Source organism: Streptomyces sp. NPDC055239, assembly GCF_053606205.1.
In genome coordinates, this window is sequence record NZ_JBSGRD010000009.1 from 100362 (window position 1) to 119490 (window position 19129).

Here is a 19129-nt window from a genome sequence, read left to right on the forward strand (position 1 = left end):
ATGCGAGTGCGGGCGACCGTGGTCCGGGAGGGAGCCGCGCCACAGGAAGCGTTGATCAACATCGACGACGGTACGACTGCGGCGGAAGTGGCCGCGGCGGTGGAGCGGTTGAACGGGCAGGACAGAGCCCTGCTGTTCCAGGCCCCAGGCGTGGTGACGCCCTCACCTGGACGTGTTCCCGGGTGGCACCAGTCGCCGGCAGCCGGCTCCGGACGGCTGTGGGTAGACGGTACGCCCTGCGAACCCGATGTATCAGTCGGCAAGACGCTACGGGACGGCGTGCGCCTCACAACCGACGACTCATTGGGGCCGTTCATGATGAACGGCGAACCCGCAGGGCGGTACGAGGTCACAGTCAGCGGCGGCGCGGGGGCCGGCCGGGTGGCCAGGCTCTCGACCGGCGTCAGCACGATCGGCTCCGCGCCCACGGCCACGCTCGCCGTCGAGGATCCCTACCTGGCCCAGATGGCCGCGCGAGTTACCGTCGACATCAAGGGCCGGATCGAGATCGCACCCTTCGATGGGGTCGTCCTCGCGCTCGACGATGAGCAAATGACCGGGCCGCAGGAGTGGGAGCCCGGCATGCTCCTGAAGTCTGGCGAATCTCTGTTCAGCCTTTCCGAGGTCGGGGCGCCTGACGCCCACCTTTCACCCGCCGGCGAAGGCGGCCTGGCCTACAACCGGCCGCCCCGGCTGACCTCGCCGCGTGCCAACCCCCGCCTGCTCGTGCCCGTGGAGCCGAAGAAGGACGAGGCGCACCGCTTCCAGCTGCTCTCGATGCTCCTGCCGCTTTTCTTCGGCGTGGGCATGTACTTCATGATGGACTCGGTCTACTTTCTCCTCTTCTGTCTGATGTCCCCGGTCATGATGATCGGCCAGTGGTTCAGCGACCGGCGACACGGCAAGAAGAAGTACGGGGCCGCGCTCAAGGAGTACAAGAAGGCCCTGGCCGACCATGAGGCCGAGGTGGCACGTCTCGGCGAGGTCGATCAGCGCCGCCGTCGCGAGGCGTTCCCGGACCCCGGCCAGTTGCTCCTGTTCGCCACGGGACCGCGCCGTCGGCTGTGGGAGCGGCGGATTACCGACCTGGACTCGATGCAGCTGCGGGTGGGCTTCGGTGACCTGCCTGCCGAGATCGACCTGGCCTTCGGCCGAGGCGCCACCGTGGAAGAGGGGGAGGAACCGAAGCCCCCGGTCGTCACCAACGTTCCGCTGACGCTGCCCTTCGCCGAGCTTGGCGTCGTCGGCATCGCGGGCGACCGACCGCGCGCGGTCTCCACAACCCGGTGGCTAGCCGCCCAGGCCGCCGTCCTGCACAGCCCGCGCGACCTCTCCCTCGTGGTCCTCTCCTCCGCACCCGACGCTGAGGAACACTGGAGCTGGACCCAGTGGCTCCCGCACACCAGCCCTCAACAGGGCCAGAACTGCGTCGCGTTGCTGGGCACGGACGGCGAGTCCATCTCCCGCCGCGTTACCGAGCTCCTCAACGAACTCCAGCGCCGACAGGCGATGGCCAAGGAGAGCGGCGGCTTCAACGCGCTGCGTCCCGACTCACAGGTGCTGCTCATCCTCGACGGCGCCCGCCTCCTTCGCCGAGTTCCCGGCGTCCCGCAGCTGCTCCAGGAAGGACCGGCGGTCGGGATCTTCGCGCTGTGCGTGGACGACGACGAGCGACTCCTTCCCGAGGAGTGCCGCACCGCCGTCTGCTGGACCCCGGACTCACCGACCCGAGTTCACCTGCGGGGTTATGGATACGAGGTGGTCGGCCAGATCCTCGCTGACCAGGTTTCCACCGCATGGTGTGAACGCGTCTCCCGTGCCCTCGCCCCCGTACGCGACGTGAGCAGGGACGATGCCGACAGCGCGCTGCCCACGGCCGCCCGGCTGCTCAACCTCCTGGAGATGCCGAACCCGACGGGTGAGGACATCGCCAAGATCTGGCAGCGCGGCGGATCGACCACGGTGGCGCCGATCGGCATCGCCGCGGACGGCCCGTTCGTCCTGGACATCCGGCGCGACGGACCGCACGCCTTGATCGCCGGTACCACCGGTGCCGGTAAGTCGGAGCTGCTGCAGACGATCATCACCTCGCTCGCCGTCGGCAACACCCCGGACGCCCTGACCTTCGTCCTCATCGACTACAAGGGCGGCTCCGCCTTCCTGGACTGTTCGCGGCTCCCGCACACCGTCGGCATGGTCAGCGACCTAGACGCGCACCTCACGGAGCGCGCCCTCGCCTCGCTCGCCGCGGAGCTCCACCGCCGCGAGACGATCCTCTTCGAGGCCGAGACCAAGGACATCGAGGACTACAACGACGCTCGCAGGCTCCGTCCCGAGCTGGAGCCCATGCCACGGCTCATGCTCGTCATCGACGAGTTCGCCTCCCTGGTCGCCGAGCTCCCGGACTTCATCGCGGGCCTCGTCGACATCGCCCGGCGAGGCCGCTCTCTCGGCGTGCACCTGATGCTCGCCACCCAGCGTCCCGCGGGTGTCGTCAGCGCGGACATCCGCGCCAACACCAACCTCCGCATCGCGCTGCGCGTCACCAACGGCGAGGAATCCCGCGACGTCATCGACGCTGCCGACTCCGGCAACATCTCCAAGGCCACACCGGGTCGTTGCTACGTCCGTTCCGGCGCCCAGTCACTCGTCGGCGTGCAAACCGCCCGCATCGGTGGCCGCCGCCCCGGCCTTGATACGGCACCGCAGGTCAGCGTGAACCTGCTGAACTGGGCGTCATATGGGCATCCGCCGCCCCGCGCGGCAGCGGACGACGGTGACGACGGCACAATGGTCACCGACCTCGCCGTCCTCGTGGACGCGATCGCCGACGGCGCGAAGCAGCTCGGCTGCGCCACACCCCGTAGCCCCTGGCTGCCGCCCATAGCCGACCAGGTGCAGCTCACGGAGCTTCCCGAGCTGCCACCGGCACCTGTCGGCGCCGACACGGTCCGCCCGATCGCCTTCGGACTCACCGACCTTCCGGCCGAGCAGGCACGGGCCGCGCTCGCGCTCGATCTGGCCGACGGCGAGCACCTGATGATCGCGGGTGGCCCGCGATCCGGACGTTCCACGGCCCTTCGTACGATCGCGGGAGCGGTCGCGCAGAACAGCAGCCCCAGTGACGTCCACATCTACGGCATCGACTGCGGCGCCAACGCGCTGCTGCCGCTGACCGCTCTTCCACACTGTGGTGCCGTGGTGACACGCGACCAGACGGCGCGCGTTGACCGACTCCTCGGCCGACTGCTTGACGAGGTCGGACGGCGGCAGCTCCTGCTCGCCGAGAAGGGCCAGTCCAGCGCGGCCGAGCAGCGTGCGGGGGCCGCCCCGGAGGATCGGCTGCCGTGGATGGTGGTCCTCTTCGACGGCTGGGACGCGTTCAGGCTCGCCTTCGAGAACTACGACTACGGCCGCCTGGTCGAGTCGGCGAAACGGATATTCCGTGAGGGTGCCGCGGTCGGTGTCAAGGTCGTCCTCGGAGTGGACCGCAGCGGCCTGATGGGTGACGTCGCCAGCTCCTTCGCCGAGCGTCTCGTGCTGCGGCTCGCAGACTCACAGGACTACTCGTTCGCGGGCATCATGCCGAAGGACGTCCCCAAGGAAGTCCCGTCGGGCCGCGCCCTCAAAGGCACCGACGAGGGTGTCCAGGAGAGCCAGATCGCGCTCCTCGACGAGAATCCGAGCGGTCAGGCGCAGGTGGCAGCGCTCCAGGAAATCGCCCGGACGGCGGCCCAGGCCTGGCCCCGCCCCTCCGTCGAGCAGCGCCCGATCCGAGTCGACGTACTCCCGGCCCGCATCAAGGCCTCGGAGACCATGGCTCTCCAGCCCGACTTCACTCCGCCGTCGTCCCTGTGGGCTCTCTTCGCGGCGGGCGGCGACGAGCTGTCGCCGCTCGGTATGGACCTGGAGGATTCCGGCCCCGGCTTCGTCATCTCCGGACCGCCGAAGTCCGGCCGCTCCAGCACGCTGGTGGCGGCGACGATGTCGTTGCTGCAGCAGGGCACCGAGGTCATCCTCGTGACGCCGAGACGATCGCCGTTGCGTGAATTCGCCTCGGAGGCTGGAGTGCTGGGCTCGCTCAACGGGGAGAGTTCGAGTGACGAGCTGGAGGCGCTGACGCAGAGCGCACGCGGTCCGTACGTGATCGTGGTGGACGACGCCGAGTTGATCTACGACACATCGCTGGACGAAGCCCTGGAGGAGGAGATCCGCCGTGGCATGGACGGCGGCCTCGGAGTGATCATGGCGGGTGCGGTGGACACGTTGTCCTCGCAGTACCGCGGCTCCGTGGTGCAGGCCCGGAAGTCGCGGAACGGCCTGCTCCTGTCGCCGCAGGGGTCGGCGGACGGCGAGATGTTCAACATTCGCATCACGTCGAACAGCGCGACTGGCGGGCCGACAGGGCGCGGACTGTTCGTCCAGGGCGGGGAAGTGATGCCGGCTCAGGCGGTGTTGCCGGACTGAGCCCGGCTGGGGTGAAGCTTCTTGCCCCTGGGGGTGTAGCAAATGCAATCGGGCCGGACAGCTGGAAAGCTGTCCGGCCCGATTGTGTTAACGACCTTGCTGACCTGCGACTAATCCTTGATTAGTCGTTGATCGTGTCGTTCGCCTGGGCGGCGTCGTGCGTTTCCTTCTTGGCGTTCTCAAGAGACGTCAGGAAGTTCTTCAGCTGCGGCTTCAGCTTGTCCCATTCCTCCCGGAATCGGTTGGCGCGGCCGCCCTTCCAGAACTCCTCGCTGTTGCTCGTGCCCGTCGAAATGGCACGGATCAAGTCGTCGAGGTTGCCATGCTGAGTCTTGAAGGTTCCGGAAAGAGTCCGGAGCCGAGTAGTGTCTGCGCCCTTCAGGCCAGCATTTCCGCCGCCGCTCATAGCGTTCCTCCCCGCGTGTCGAATCAGGCGGACCTTCCGTCCGCCGGACCCGATGCTATCGCAATGCCTGCATCGGCGTCATCCGTCCAGGTCTCCCTTGCTCGAGGCCTGCGAGGCTCCCTATCCTGGCTTCGGTTCAACTTCGGAATCCAGTCCAAAGCAGCTGGACGCAATACTGGAGGGGTAGTGGGAGGCAAAGACAAGGGTGCGGATGAAGAGCCGCAGGTGGATAACCCATATAGGACCCGTCTTGAGACATTGAAGACTCAACTCGTAGATGAGGTCAAAGACATGAAAAAGTGTCTGAAAGTCGCATCTCAAGACGTAGGGAAGGGCAAGGAAGGGAAGTCGTGGGTCGGTAAGACGGCCGACAAGTGGCACGACGACATCGAGGGCAACCGCGGACGCATGATCAGGGAAATCGACAAGCTCATTCCGGCAGTGCAGAAGAGGATCAATGAACTGCCGGAGAAGGTCTCCGCATCAAGCGCGAGGATGATGAACAAGGAAATGCAGTACATGTGATTCATGGGTGCTGCGCGTGTGGTCCACGAGCCTGAGTGAACCGGCCGTGGACGGCTTGGGCGAGGCTTCGAACTTGCCGTAGGTGATCTGGCAAGAGCGTGGAATGAACGGGGAGATTTGTGGGAGAGCCTGCGGAAAAGGGCGGCAGCGGCGGCGATGGGTTTTCCGGCATTGATCCGGAACGCCTGGCCAAGACGATCCAGTCACTCGACAAGGATCAGGGCAAAATCATGACCAGCGTCGGCTGGATCAAGTCCAGCTTCGAACGCTACGGGGTCGGCGTCGAACCGCTGACCGAGCTGAAGTCCATCGCGGGCTGGGCCGAAGATCAGCTTCCGATGCTCAGGCGCCGACACCACCTCTCCATCGCCGAGGATGAGAAGTACGGCCATGGCTACGCGGGCATGGTGCGGATCAAGGAAAGCATGGTCGGGCAGACCAAACAGTCCTTGAAAGACGGCAAGGAATTGGGCAAAAAGTTCAAGGAGAGCCTGAACGACGGGGACGACCCCAGCCCTGAGATGTTCGCTGATCTGCGCGCTCACAAAGGAGACGCGGACTATGTGAAGGCATTCTATGACGAGCTTGGTCCCCAGCGAGTTGCGTGGCTGTCCACGGAAATGGGTGACCGTCACAACGACCGCTATAAGGACCACCCCGACGAGCGCGAAAAGGATCGTTCGGTCATTGCCGACACCTTCGGTACGTATACCAAGGTGGCCTTCGAAGGAAAAACACCAAAGGCGAAACAAGAGGCGTGGAACAAGTGGTTCAGCGACTCATCGCTGGACGAGTACGAAGGTTTTAGACCGGACCGGCTGACCCCCTTCCTCAAGGGCGGCTCGCAGGACAAGGACTTCCTTGTCGCTTTCGGCGACCGAGTGTTTGACAAGAAGAAGCAGGGTAAGACCGATGAGCTCCGCTTCTTCGGGAACAGCCAGATGGGCGAAGGGGAGTGGGGCAAGGACAACTACCAGCAGCTATTCGACGCCGTTTCGGAGAACCCTGAAGCTTCAGGCGAAGTCATGGACCACAATTACGACTTCGTGCAGCATTCCCTCTACAACACGGGCCCCTGGAAGGTGAACGAGCCGAAGGAGCGTGGCAAGTCCTTCTTCAACATGGTCAACGCCGCGACGGTGACGCTCAAGCAGACCAACCCGTCCCTGGCGGAGAAGAATACGGGACGCATCCTCTTCGACAACTACCAGAACAGGAAGGGCAAGGATGGAAAGGGCCACCCCATCGAAGGGACCCAGGCCCTCTACGCGAGCATCCTCACCGCGTACTGGAAGGACCTCGAACACGGAGTCACCTCCCCGGCAGGCAACACGCTGTGGGGAAGCGACATCAAGGCCAAGGGCGAGGAGAAGTACGCGAAGACCACTAAGTGGAGCCTCCAGGACTTCATGAAGGGCCAAGACTCGGGCCGGCCCGGGCTTGAGGCGTCCGACGCTCTGTGGCGCTCCCTCATGGAGGAATCGGCACGCGACCCCAAGGCGGCGGGCACACTGAGCGCCCTGTTCCAGCGGTACGACGAGAAGGCGCTCGACCACGCGTACTCGACGGAAAAGAGCACCGAGCACGCCGGCGCCTTCGACTCGATGAAGCGCGGAATGATGCAGGAGTTCTATCAGGAGTCCATGAAAACGGCGTCCGGTGAGATCGAGGGTGATATCGACAAGTGGGTCGAGGACACCAATAACTTCCGCGGGAAGATTATCGACACCGCTGGCGAAGTAGCTCTGGGCGCAACAGGCGGAGCCGGCGTGGCCGGTGCCAAGGGTGCGGCTGTGGGCGTCGCCTGGGGCCTGGGCTCTGGCGTTGCCACCGACCTGCTCAAGGATCTCGTGAAGGCCGATGCGAACGACGCGCCCAAGGGTCTCAAAGAGGCATTCAAGGGAGTCAAGGAGAACACCGCAGACTTCTCCTGGCAGACCGACTACCAGAACAACGCGGACGCGGCCCGCGAGCACGACAAGATCAAGCCCGTCACGATCGAGAGCGATGGCAAGGACGGCGGCCCGAAGGGCGTCAAGGAGTACACGGGTGACGTCAAGGATTATGCCAAGGGCGACGGCAATTTCCTGAACAAGAAGGGCGAGATCAAGGACATCGGCGACATGAGCACCGCCGAGCGCACGGCCTACAACAAATGGCTGCAGGACCCCGCCGTCGTCGCGGCGATCTGGCCGGAGTACTCGAGGGGGAGGAACGCTCGGGACTATCCCGGGCAGGACTCGTAGGGAATTACTGCGTCAGTGAGATGGTGGGTCGGTGAATCGCTGAGCGCGACAGCCACGGCAACCACGGTGACCAAGGCAACTGTGACTGAGATTGATTGGTGTGTGAGCAATGGGAAACGCAGCCAGGGGAACGAAAGCCGCGGTGGCGGTCTCGGTCGGCGTGCTGTTGATGGCCGTTGCTGGATGCGGCGACGACAAAGGGTCGGACTCCGGCGGATCGGCGGGCGACAAGCCGCTGAGCAGGTCGCAGCTCTCAAGTGCGGCACTGGCGCAGGGAGATGTGTCGGGCTACACGATTAGCGAGGTGTCGGGCGCCGGCTCCGGTGGGTCGGCACGCACGGCCGACAAGAAGTCCTGCCAGCCGATCATCGACGCGATGGCGCCCGAAGCCTCCGCCTATGACAAGCGGCTGGCGGCACGGAGCATCGTCAAGACCCCCGAAGGGTCCGACAAAGCCACTGCGGCCTACCGGCTCGTGCTGTCGAGTGCCAAGTCCGAGTCGGCGGCGAAGCAGTCGGTGCGGGACCTCAAAGGCGCGCTCTCCGCCTGCGGTTCAGGATTCAAGACCAAGCCTTCCGGCCTGACCTCGAAAATTCGCACCGTGTCTGAGAACAAGTCCAGCCTCGGTGACGACGGCGCCGACTTCTCGGTCGAGTACCAGATGGGGCGGAAGGTCCGCTACGTGGTGATGCAGGAGGGCGCGTCGCTGACCAGCGTTGCTGCCGAGGACGAGTTCGCGAACACGTTTGTTGCTGTGCCGAAGGAAGTCCTTGACGCGCAGGAGCGGAAGTTGGACAAGGCAGCCAAGTGAACTGTCCGAACTGCCTCCTGGCGGCTGTCGGTTCAGTCGTCAGGCGTCAGTTCACCTGGGAAGGCGAACCCGGAGCACTGCGGTGTCCCAGTTCTCCGGGCCGCTTCTGTTCCCACCGTCGGTGGTGACGGCGACGTACAGGCTGTTCTTCGAGGCCGTGATGGCTTGCACACCGGCGATGACCGGGGCCAGCTTTCCGTCGTGCACGCGATAGACGACACCCCCGGCCTCCGACGACTCCAGGAGCTTCTTCTGCGAGTCGGACGTGACTCCACGCCAGCGGAAGTCGCCTTCGAGGGTGGGAAGGGCCTTCTCGCCCCCGTCGACGTAGTAGACCTCGCCCGACCCCGGGACGGCGGCCAGACCTCCTGAGTGGCTCAGGACTCCGGGCGGAATCGTCGCGTCCAGAGCTCGGCCGACCTCGGTGAAAGGGCTCTCCGCCTTGCCGACCTTGTCCGGCGCCTTTGCTGCCACGAACGGACTCAGCGTGCTGTCCTTGTTGATGCGGACGATCCCGGGGCCGGTCCGCCAATAGAGGCCAGCTTTGTCCGACGCGAGCCAACCTGAGTTGGACCTGTCTGTTACCAGCACGTCCTTTGCTTTTGTGCCGGTAGCCGGATCGATTCCGTTCTTCACGGCCGGGTTGGACCGCTTGTAGGACTCCCCGCGTTTGGGTGGGCGCCCTGCCACCAGCTCGATCGAGTCCCCGTCGACCTTGTGTACATATGAGGCCAGGTCTCCCCAGCTCGGCTGGTCGCCGATGTAGACGGAGCCGTCCTTGGCCGTGGTCACGCCTGTGATTTGACCGGCGCAGAACTTGCTGACCACGGTGACATGGGGGTCGGGGTCCTTACAGTTCCCCTTGACGACCTTGGATGCCTTCCCCTCCGGGCTGACCTTCCACAAGTGGTCTGCAGCGAGGTAGACGGAGCCGTCAGGTGCCACGGCGGCCTGCTCGGCCTGCACGTCGTCCAGACCGGTGACGTTGATGCGCTCAGCGGCACCGGATGGCTTCTTCCGCCACATCACGGTCCCATCGCTTTCGCGGGTGAACAGATAGACGGTGCCGTTGGGATCCGCAGCGAGACCTTGGTACCTGCCGCGGATTGCCAACTTGTCGCTCTTGCCGTGGATGTCGCTTCCACCGCCGAGTGCGAAGTCGACGTTCAGCGGCTGACCCTCATCGCCGGATATGTCGTTGTAGATGGTGAATCCGGCAATGGCCGCGACAGCGACGCCTCCAGCCACAATGGCCCGGCGCTGCCTACGGGGCAAGGCTTTGAAGCCGCTCAAGAGACTCAGCCTCTCTCTATTCGCAGATCGGGAAGCTTAAGGCCGCACCATACGCAGCCCCACCGCATCCTGCTGTTCCACATCGCTATCCGTTGCCAGATGGATAGGAACGAACACGACCATCCAGTAGAAACCGAACAGCCACCGACCGCCGAGGCGGAGGAAGCCGGGGCGGCCGCCGTCGGAGGAGCGGACCACGCGCAAACTCGCGACCAGCTTTCCGAGGCTGGCCCGGGTCGCGAAGGTGAGCAGGACGTGGTTGAGGAAGGAGAAGCCGATGGCCGCGCCGAGCACGGCTCCCCACACCGCCGGAGACTGCGGACGGAGCTCGACCACCCCATCGACCACCTTTACTCCGGCCGCGATTCCGGCCGCGAGGCCGCACAGTAGAGCGGTGAAGGCGTCGATGACCGCCGCGGTGACCCGGCGTGCCTGCGTGGGCGCCGAGTCGCGGGCGGAGGCGAGTCGTTGAGTGGCCACGGTTCTGACTTCCTTCGCTACTTCCCTGCTCCGGACTTCTTCTTCTCGTCCTCTTCCTTCTCCACGCGCTTGAGGGCCTTGTCTATCGCGGCGCGCGCGTTGGCCACAGCGTCCTTGATCTGTTTCTTGTGGCCGGAGAACTCCGTCCGGAAGCGCTCGCTCTTGGGGCCCTTCCACGTGTCCGTGCCGCAGAGGTCCTGGACGTTGTCGACGGAACGTTCCAGCTCGTCCGCGTACTGCTTGAGCTTGCGCACGTCCTCACGGCAGTCACTCTCTCGCGACATCGTTCCGCCTCTCTCAGCTCGGGGTGATCAGCTTGGTGATCATCTTGCGCAGCGTGTTCTTGCTGACGGGACGCGCTTCGATGCCGCTCGCCGCGTTGGGCTTCGCGACGTACACGGTCCACAGCGCCTTGTCCGTGGCATACGTCGTCAGGAGCGGGCCCGGAGCGTCGGCGAGGAGCACCGTCTGGCCGACCACCAGTGCGTTGTTGATGGCGTGGCTCAGATCGCGTCCGACGTTCTCCTGGCTGATCTGCTCCGGGGTGAGCTGTTGGACACGCCCATCCTTGTCGGCCACCTCGAAGGGGTCGACGAAAAGCAGCGCCATGTCCGCGGCGTCCTTGGCCGAGCCGGCGAGCGTGAACATGTGGAGGCCGCCCGAGGTGACACGCTCCACGAGGTAGAGGTCCTCGGCGTGCACGTAGACGAGCAGATGTGTGAGTCCGTTGGACGTGTGTTGCTCGACGGCCAAGGCCCGGGTGGCGGTTCGGCGGAGAGTAAGCGCCAGGCTTACTTCGGGCGTGATACGCATATCGAGGTCCACGCCGGATGGGGTGGCGCCCGCGTCCGTGCCACCGTCGGCGGCTCCCTCCTCGGCTTCGGACCCAGCGGCCGACGCCCGGAGCACGGCGTCGAGTTCGTCGACATTCGCGACTTCCACCGCTTCGCGAGAGACGAGGGACCGCAGCGCGGTGGCATACACCCACTCACGCTCCTGGCCGGAGAGTCCGGCGAGCCTCGGAGTCGGAGCGACACATTCGGTCAGCGAGTCGGGATCGAGAATGGCGATCTCTTCGTCGGTGAGTCGCAGCAGCGGCTGCGTCCCGCCCTCAGCGAGCGCCTCTGCCAGGATTCCGCGGAACTCCTGGAGATCTATGTCGATTTCAGGGCTTTTCATGACAGTGCGTCCGATTCTCGCTTACCAGAACTTGTATTTGCTGATGGTGTTGGGGACAAGATTGGTGACCGCGCTCTTTGCCCCATCGACGATCTCGGCACCCTTGTCCTTGATCTTTCCACCCCATTCCTTGGTGGATTTCCAGGCCTGTTTGGCACCCGACTTGATGTCGTCACCCCACTTGTCCCAGGCCCAGCTACCCAGGAAGTAGGCCCCGGCGACACCGAGGGCGACCCAGCCCACGACCGGGACCGCGGCCGCGACCGCAGCCGATGCGCCGAGGGCGGTGGCCGCACTCGCGCCGCCCAGGACGGCCACGGCGCCGCCAGCCTCGACGAGTCCCATGGTCCGGTCAGCCGCGCCGTAGGCACCCGTGTGCGTCGGCACGAACATTTCCTTGACGCCGTGCACGACGCTCAGCGGCAGCAGGACGCGCTGCGCGAGCATTCCGGTGCCCGGCGCCTTGGCGAAGAGCTTCGCGGCGAAGGGGATCTTCAGGCGCATCGCGACCCGGCGGACGCTCTGCTGCCACTTCCAAGGCTCCTTGTACCAGTTGCGGATCTTCTGGTCCTTGAGGAGTTCCTTCAGCAGCTCACCTCGCTTGGCCGCGATGCGAGCGTCCGATGAACCGAAGTACTTGTTGAGCTCCCAGACAGCCCGGGCGCCCGCCACGTTCTGGCCCTGTGCCCATCGGGCGTACAGGTGCAGGGATGCCTCGATCGCCGTGGGGATCTTGAGGATCTTGAGCGGCGTCTTGATGTCCTTGAGGGTGCCCTCTTTGAACTCTTTCCACGTCTCAAGTGCTCCGGCGAGACCGGCAAAGGTGAGGAGAGCTTCGGGGTCGTCCTTCGAGATCCCGAGCCGGCGGCGGATGTCCTTGGCCTCGTCCGTCGACCAGGACGCCTTCTTGGGAAAGTCGGAAACGCCTTCAGCTTTTGCATCCCACTTGGCGAGGATTCCGCTGATCAAACCGCCCTGGATGGTGAGTGTTCCGCCCATGACGTCAACGGCGGCAGCCAGCTTCGGCGCCTGGACGTCGTCCATTCCCTTGAAGCCCATTATCGCGTTCCTTGGTAGATCTTTGCCGTGCGCGGATGGGCGATACGTTTATTCGGGTTGTGTGCCCGGCGTAGATCCCCCGTGAAGATGCACTCGCCCTCGACCGCCAGAGTGCCCACATCCATGGTGCGGCGGCTCACGATCGGCTCCCGGCGGGGTGAGGGTGCTTCCGAGGAACTGACGTTATCTGTGCGCTCACCGGTTCCGCCAGCGTCAGTACTTGGACAAGTGCCCCCATTCTGGGTGGCCTGCCGGTGCCGTGACGCATGGCATACAGAAGGCCCACGCCTCACAGGTGCGGCGTGGGGGCGGGGCTGATGCTCGCGGCGGCGAGCAGTTCTGGCGGTGCGCCCAGAGCGGTGTCGGCGTACGCCGCCGTTGCCTCTGTGAGGGGAAGCTTCACTCACCCGGTGCAGTTACTCGGTCCGGGAGTTTCGAGGGGCGGTCGCACTTGGCTTGCTTGTGGGCGGTGTGGGCGTAGTCCAGGGCGAGGTTAACAAGCTTCTGGCGCTTCACTTTTTCGGATCCTACAAGCGACTGCTCAGCGTTAGCGAACACCGTCAGATTGTATGGCAATTCGCCGACTTTGCCGGGAGAGAAGCAAGGCACGTAGATCCCGGCAAGGTTGGATGCTGAGGTTCCCTTCAGTCCGGCGTCGAAGTGGATGACCTCACCCCGGGACAGTGGCTTTAGTGTCCTGGATTCCCAGTCTTTTGTATTATCTTTGGGCGCTTTAAACCCTAGGGAGGCTACTAGGTGTAGGTATACATCTCCTTGGTCCCCTACCACGTAGCATTCGCCGATGTAATGTCCCTTCGATTTAGTCCGTGAAAGATCCCGAAAATCATACTTTCCGGACTTCGGCAACAGCGAATCAATCTCTTGAGCTGCCGCCTTTTTATCTTGTATGCCACTGCAGACGTCATCGGCCTGAATGCGCACCTCGGGCTCGGAATCAAAGGCGCCCAGTGCGTAGGAGGTGAGCAATGCAGCGGCGACAGCAGCCGCTGCCAACATGCCGTAAAGACTGGTTTTTTTTATGCGCTTGTGGTGGCTAGGTTCCGTCAAGGTGAGTCACCTTATCGCTTGTGAACTACTTGATGGGAGGAGCGGCTTTGGTGTCTACGATTAGGCCGTGTGCGGCGCGGAAGCCTTGTCCGGCATGATCCCCGGCCTGGGACTCGAGGTTCTCGGAGCCAGTAGCCTCCTTCGCGGCGTTCTGTGAAGTGAGGATAGCTGAGCGTTCGATCGCATCCGTTTCCTTCACGTTCTGATACACCTGCTGCTTGGCCTCCTTTCCACCATCGTCGCCGAACCCGTTGATAATTCCATCGAATACCTTGCCGGAAGCAGTGCCGGCCAGGCCGCCGACGATGACACCTCCGGGTCCACTGAACGGCGCCATTGCAATTGCTGTCGTGCTGCCCACGACAGAACCACCCCATGTGCTTGCATGTGTCTTCCATGCATCGTCGCGTGCAGTCGCATCTGCGTGATCCGCGTCGAGCTGGTATTGTTGCCCCCCGGTAATAACTCCTTGGAATATCCCGGTATCATAGGAGATTTTATTTATGGTCTTCTCGGTGTTCTCTGGATAGGTGCTAGGGTGTTTAAACTGTTGCTCCATCAGAGCAGCGGCATAGGTGTGTTGCGAAACGTTCAGCGTGTCATAGCCTTCCTTGTTGCGAGACACCGCATGAAGAAACCTGGCAGCGTCATATTTGCTAACGGTCGCGGCGGCCCCCGTGGTTGGAAAGAGCTGGCTTCCGTTTGCGATGTCTGAGTCCAACCCTCGAAGAATATCTGGCATGTACTCCGCGGATGCGTTCGCGAAGCTATCCGACATGTAGGAGTGTTTGGTCAGGCGCTCCGGATCTGCGGACACAGACTTCACCAGGTTCGAGAACAAGGCAGCCTGTTGCTTGGAGTGTTTCAAGTCATCGATGGTGGCCGGCTCACCGGGGCGATGGCCGGTCGTGGCCGCCTCCAGTGCATGCGCCATCGAGTTGCGGCCAGTGACGCTCGTCTTCCCTTCCATGCTGTCGTCCCGCCACTCGCGCACCTCGAAGAGGTACTTGAAGTTCTGTTCGGGCTTTCCGTCGGAGCCCTTCTCCTTTGCGGTGAAGAACTCGGTTGCAGCGTCGGGACTGTTGGAGAGACCCTTCATGAACCCGGTCATCGGGTCGGCACCCTTGTCGTTTCCGATGTGGTTGAGCGCACCCGCGTCGGCACTCCAGGCTGTCCAGCCCGAGTTGGGGCCATCCATGACCTCTTTATCTTTCTTGACGAGGGCTTTTCCATAGCTGTCAAGGAACTTGTCGTCGTAGTCCCCGACGCGCATCAGATTGCTCATGACTACGAAGCCGATCGGGCCGCCGGAGTCGCCGTGCGGAGGCGGTCCAGGTTCCCTGATCGGTTCATCGCCGATATCGACCATCTTCCGTTTCCACCGATCCATCGCCGGGGTGTCGGAGTTCGTGGCCTGGGCGAAGGTGAGACTCAAGTTGCGCTGCAGATCGTCGAGTTTGCCCTTGCGATTGAAGTCCGAGACGTTACCGTATCCGTGGGAACTGCCGAGGCGGCTCGCCTGCTCCCAGAACTGCAGTGACTTCCTCGGCCCGAGGGAGATCGCGAACTTCTCGGCGAACGGGTACTCGTCGTAGTTCGAAGAGAAAAGAAAGTTCAGTTCGTCGAACTCTTCGGTCGTAAGGTCTTCAGGGTCCTTTTTGGCGAGTTCCGCAGCGCGCTTGGCGTCCTTGGCCGCAGCCGCGTTGGCGGCTCGAGTCACACTCGCCTCGTTGATCTTTACCATGCCCTTGCCGCCGGAATACGGCACGCTGTCCGCCTTCATGGACAGGTGATAGCGCCTCTTCAGCAGCGGCAGTTCGTCACTCGCCCAGTTGGCCACACGCAGGACATCCCCGAGTTCCTTCTCGCCCACTCCGAAGTAGGCGAGCTGCAACTTGTAGTAGCCCGCCCTGTCCGAGAGCTTCTCGTGGTCGCGCCGGATGGACTCGATCGTCCCTTTCAGGGCATCCGGGTCGATGCCCGAGAAGACACCCTTAGGACCTGGATTGTCATCGCTGACCATGCCGGACTGATTCCTCTCGAATGTGATACGTAGAAGGTGCGGAACTGGCAGTCAGAGGCGCCTGTTTCGGTTCATCGACGTGGCTTCTTCAGGTGTGACTTTTTCCGGCATTCGATCGATTTCGCGCTGTATGTCGGTGAGAACCTTGTCGATGCGGATGCGTGCCGTCTTGCGATGCCCAGTGACATCGCTGTGCCACTTGTTGGCCGTTGTCCCCACCCATGACTTCTTGGAGTTCGCTCCGCCCTTGCCGATATCTTCGGCGGCCCGCTTCAGGGCGCCGACAAGGCCGTCCCGCTCTTTCTGCAGTTCCCGCTTCAAGGCCACCAGGCGCTCCCTGTCAGGGTTGTCCACCTTGGGCTTTTTGTCGCCTTCCCCCATGTCGCTCCCTTCGCAACAGTGATCATTGCACGATGGTTGGAGTGGGGAAACGTTTCCGGATTGTGGAAGGTTTTGTGGCAGGTGACTCGGCCGTTCTTGCTGACCGCAAACAGCGCGAAACGCCAAGGGGCCCAACGAAGGGCTCCGGGCCTTCCGTTGGGCCCCTTTGCGCATAACGCCGCGTGGTACCCGATGCTCGTTCGTACTGCCGATGCGTCGTCCGCTTAGCGGTTGACGGACTGAATCTCCTCGACGGTGACCGGCTGGTCGTTGCCGTACTCGCCGTCGGGGAGGTCGCCGCCCGCGCCGTCCGTGCCGGTCCAGGCGATTTCCCAGGTGGCTGTGGCCTGGAGGTTGAAGGTGCCGTTGCCGGAGGAGCGTTGGTAGGTGACGCCGCAGGGCGGCGTCTCCTTGGATTTGCCCTTGGCGTACGGCTCGCCGATCGAACCGTTCTCGTTGAGCTCGCACTTGCCGGACGCGGGGATGCGTACGGCGTCCTCGGTGCCCGGCTTGATGCTGAGGGCTGTGGGCTTCGCGGTCGTCGTCGCCTCGATGTGAAGCCCGGGGGCGTCGAGCGAGGCGGTGACGGACACGGGCTGGAAGTCACCCTTGTCGAGCCAGGCCCAGGTGGGCATGTTCACCTTGGAGGCGCCGTCGGGGGCGAGGCTCACCTTGGTGCCGGGGACCTGCATCTTTTCGTAGGCAAGGCCCGCGAGAGTTTCCGGCTTGATGGCCTGCGGGACGTCAGGCGTCTCGCCGTTCTCGACCCAGAACGGCTCCTTGTCGCACTTGAACTGGTCGGCCATGGATGCGTTGGGGTTCTGCTGGGCCCCCCACCACATGCCGTCCTTCTCCTTGTCGATGTTGTAGCCGTCCTTGGCGTACGCCTGGTTCTGGTCGGACATGTCGCCGAGAACGTCGCGCGGAGCGTCCGGATCATGCCGGGCGCCGAAATAGAGGCGCTGGCGGTACTCCTGGAACTCGGTGGCCTTCCACTCCGGGGCGTACCAGCAGCCGGGTGGCGTCCAGTTGGTGTCGACGGAGGACACGGCGCCGCCGCCGTTGCTGTTGCCGGTGGAGGTGTAGCGGATCTGGGCCACTGCGGCCAGGGTGTTGCCGCTCTTCTTCCCGGACACGTTCCCGTCACCGAACTCCGTACCTGCAAAGGCCGGGCTCCCGGCCGCAAGTACCAGCGAGATGCCGGTAGTCAGTAGAACCAGTGGCTTCCGCACTATCATGACCTGCACTCCTCAACCCCGTCGCGCACCTGAGCCTGCTTGGCCCTCCACAGACCCTTGTTGCTGTCGGAGGCGGTCATGAGGATCTCCCAAGAGGCAAAATCCTGGACGCTCGGCTTGGTGCGATGCACCTTCTCCGTCTTGACTTCCTTGCTGAAGAACTTGGTGGCGTCGCTGCAGAAAGTGACGACAGCCGACTTCTTGCTCTTCACCACTTCAACCTTGGTGCCGCTGAAGTTCTGCTCACCCGTGACCGTGTAGCCGGCGTCGACGTTCTTCTTGATCTGGTCCTTCGCGTACTTGAACGCCGGCCCCTGGTATTCGGAGTAGAACTTGTACGCGGCGTCTTCCGGATCCTGCTTCACGATTCCGTACCGGATCGCCGTCACGAAGTTCTGCGCGTCCTTCGCGGCCGCCGCCTGGTCGGCGTCCGGGAGACTGCTCTTCTCGAAGACGAGGTCTACGTCTGAGGGAAGCTTCATCCCGGGTCGGTCGATCTTGGGTGTCTCGCTCTTCTCTGCATTCGGCGACGAGCTCTTCGTGCCGCCCTCATCAGCCCCAGCGATCTTGTCCTTGCCCGAGTCCTTGTCGTCCCCACCTCCGCACCCGGTCAGAAGCAGAGCAGTGGCAGCCGTCAGCGAGACGACGGCGGCGGGCAGGGTGCGACTGCGGTTCACGTGTGACTCCCGGTGGGGCGACAGTTCTTCAAGCCATCTGAAGGTACTGAAGTGGTCAATGCCTTCGCCAGGTTTCACTTTGCCGAGTAGTGAATGTCTCGTGAGGTGAATGGCCGCACAAAGTGACCCACTTCGGTCGCAGCGCGGACGAATGGCCCCGTTCGAATACCGGAATGGAATCCTCCAGCAGGGCAGAGCAGAGTCGATGAGCGGAGCTGGATCTGTGAAGGGGAACACAGTCCGCGCCGAGTGCCTCTCGGCGGGCGGGAGAGCCTTCTCCCCGTGGGGGTCGTCCCGGCTCGCCCGCCCGCCTGATTGGCCCGCTGGCTCAGCTTCCGCTCAGCTGCGGCCCATGTCCCGCTTGACCTTCTTCCCCGCCGCCGACTCACCCAACGTCTTCCACAGCTTCGACGAGCTCAGTGACGTATAGACGCCTGGAGCGCCTTGCGCCCCGCAGCCATCCCCGTACGAGACCACGCCTATCTGGATGGGTGCCCTGCGGCCCGGTACGTTGCGGAAGATGGGGCCGCCGCTGTCGCCCTGGCAGGAGTCGCTTGCCTCAACTCCCGCGCAGAAGTTGACCTTTGAGTTGTACTCCGCGTAGCTCGTTCCGCATTCCGCGTGCGAGAGGATCGGCACCTTTACCTGGCGCAGGCGGTCCGGGGTGTTGGGGAGTTCCGTGTCCGTGTTGCCCCAGCCTGCGACCGTTGCCTTCTGGCCCGGGCGGATCAGGGCGTCCGTGCCCTGGGTGGGGAGCGGGATCGGGGTTATCCCCTTTACCGGCTTGCTGAGTTGGATGAAGGCGATGTCGTACGCCTCCTGGCCCTTGAGGTAGCGGGGGTGTACGACCACCCCGCCCCTGGCCACGTTGCGCATCTGGCCCTGGCCGGAGGCGGAGAGGACCGTCCGTCCCACCGCCACCTGGAGCTTCTTCGGCTTGATGGGCTTGCCCGCGTCGTCCACCAGGCAGTGTGCCGCCGTCATGACCGTGTCAGCCGTAACCAGGCTGCCGCCGCAGAACTGGCGGTCAAGGGGGCTGCCCGCGCCCTTGTCCAGCACGGCCGCCATGAACGGGTAGGCGTCGTTGGAGACTTCGGTGCCGCCGATGATCGCGTGCGCGGCGGGGGTGCTTGTGGCCAGCATGGCCAGCGCCGCCGTGGCTACACCGGCTGCCGCCATGGTTTTGCGTGATGACGCTGGTGAGGAGGGAAAGGAGAGTCTCATGGGGGGTGGATTTCTCTTCCGTATTGAGCAGGGCAGGGATTGATCGGATGGT

Annotated in this window: 16 protein-coding genes; 4 read left to right on the forward strand and 12 right to left on the reverse strand. The window is 63.9% G+C overall.

What is annotated here, in order from left to right:
- Nucleotides 1-4467 (forward strand): FtsK/SpoIIIE domain-containing protein, encoded by a 4467-nt coding sequence (locus ACWFRJ_RS26835; RefSeq protein ID WP_453535998.1) that lies wholly within the window; start codon nucleotides 1-3, stop codon nucleotides 4465-4467.
- A gap of 121 nt (nucleotides 4468-4588) precedes the next feature.
- Here the strand turns inward: ACWFRJ_RS26835 and ACWFRJ_RS26840 are convergent, their stop codons facing one another.
- On the reverse strand, nucleotides 4589-4873 hold the full coding sequence (locus ACWFRJ_RS26840; protein ID WP_135332414.1) for a WXG100 family type VII secretion target: 285 nt from the start codon (nucleotides 4871-4873) through the stop codon (nucleotides 4589-4591).
- Nucleotides 4874-5059: 186 nt separating this feature from the next.
- On the opposite strand from ACWFRJ_RS26840, the gene ACWFRJ_RS26845 reads away from it, so the two are divergent.
- The 3 genes from ACWFRJ_RS26845 to ACWFRJ_RS26855 all read left to right on the forward strand — a co-directional run bounded on the left by ACWFRJ_RS26845 (nucleotide 5060) and on the right by ACWFRJ_RS26855 (nucleotide 8455).
- Entirely contained in the window at nucleotides 5060-5398 is a 339-nt protein-coding gene (locus tag ACWFRJ_RS26845) for a hypothetical protein (protein ID WP_453536002.1), read from the forward strand.
- Nucleotides 5399-5517: 119 nt separating this feature from the next.
- On the forward strand, nucleotides 5518-7644 hold the full coding sequence (locus ACWFRJ_RS26850; RefSeq protein WP_453536004.1) for a hypothetical protein: 2127 nt from the start codon (nucleotides 5518-5520) through the stop codon (nucleotides 7642-7644).
- Between the two features lie 109 nt (nucleotides 7645-7753).
- Complete coding sequence (locus ACWFRJ_RS26855) at nucleotides 7754-8455, forward strand: hypothetical protein (protein WP_453536007.1); 702 nt, start codon at nucleotides 7754-7756, stop codon at nucleotides 8453-8455.
- A gap of 51 nt (nucleotides 8456-8506) precedes the next feature.
- Here the strand turns inward: ACWFRJ_RS26855 and ACWFRJ_RS26860 are convergent, their stop codons facing one another.
- From ACWFRJ_RS26860 to ACWFRJ_RS26910, 11 genes are all read right to left on the reverse strand, one after another.
- The gene (locus tag ACWFRJ_RS26860; protein ID WP_453536010.1) at nucleotides 8507-9748 is read right to left on the reverse strand and encodes a hypothetical protein; all 1242 of its coding nucleotides are present in this window, start codon (nucleotides 9746-9748) and stop codon (nucleotides 8507-8509) included.
- A gap of 36 nt (nucleotides 9749-9784) precedes the next feature.
- Complete coding sequence (locus ACWFRJ_RS26865; protein WP_453536013.1) at nucleotides 9785-10228, reverse strand: RDD family protein; 444 nt, start codon at nucleotides 10226-10228, stop codon at nucleotides 9785-9787.
- A 17-nt stretch (nucleotides 10229-10245) separates the two neighbouring features.
- Nucleotides 10246-10512, reverse strand: coding sequence for a hypothetical protein (locus ACWFRJ_RS26870; protein ID WP_453536016.1), 267 nt, complete (start codon nucleotides 10510-10512; stop codon nucleotides 10246-10248).
- A 13-nt stretch (nucleotides 10513-10525) separates the two neighbouring features.
- Complete coding sequence (locus tag ACWFRJ_RS26875; RefSeq protein WP_453536019.1) at nucleotides 10526-11407, reverse strand: hypothetical protein; 882 nt, start codon at nucleotides 11405-11407, stop codon at nucleotides 10526-10528.
- A 21-nt stretch (nucleotides 11408-11428) separates the two neighbouring features.
- Nucleotides 11429-12466, reverse strand: coding sequence for a hypothetical protein (locus ACWFRJ_RS26880; RefSeq protein WP_453536022.1), 1038 nt, complete (start codon nucleotides 12464-12466; stop codon nucleotides 11429-11431).
- 399 nt (nucleotides 12467-12865) lie between these two features.
- A complete protein-coding gene (locus ACWFRJ_RS26885) occupies nucleotides 12866-13534 on the reverse strand; it encodes a hypothetical protein (RefSeq protein ID WP_453536025.1) in 669 nt (222 codons plus the stop codon).
- 25 nt (nucleotides 13535-13559) lie between these two features.
- Nucleotides 13560-15557: a hypothetical protein gene (locus tag ACWFRJ_RS26890; RefSeq protein WP_453536028.1), complete on the reverse strand. Its 1998-nt coding sequence runs from the start codon at nucleotides 15555-15557 to the stop codon at nucleotides 13560-13562.
- Between the two features lie 51 nt (nucleotides 15558-15608).
- On the reverse strand, nucleotides 15609-15938 hold the full coding sequence (locus tag ACWFRJ_RS26895; RefSeq protein WP_453536031.1) for a hypothetical protein: 330 nt from the start codon (nucleotides 15936-15938) through the stop codon (nucleotides 15609-15611).
- Nucleotides 15939-16162: 224 nt separating this feature from the next.
- Nucleotides 16163-17176 (reverse strand): hypothetical protein, encoded by a 1014-nt coding sequence (locus tag ACWFRJ_RS26900; protein ID WP_453536034.1) that lies wholly within the window; start codon nucleotides 17174-17176, stop codon nucleotides 16163-16165.
- Nucleotides 17173-17853 carry a hypothetical protein gene (locus ACWFRJ_RS26905; protein ID WP_453536037.1) on the reverse strand — a complete coding sequence of 227 codons (681 nt, stop codon included), beginning with the start codon at nucleotides 17851-17853 and terminating at the stop codon, nucleotides 17173-17175. The genes ACWFRJ_RS26900 and ACWFRJ_RS26905 overlap by 4 nt, the downstream gene beginning before the upstream one ends.
- 339 nt (nucleotides 17854-18192) lie before the next feature.
- The gene (locus ACWFRJ_RS26910) at nucleotides 18193-19032 is read right to left on the reverse strand and encodes a S1 family peptidase (protein WP_453536040.1); all 840 of its coding nucleotides are present in this window, start codon (nucleotides 19030-19032) and stop codon (nucleotides 18193-18195) included.
- Nucleotides 19033-19129 lie beyond the last annotated feature (97 nt).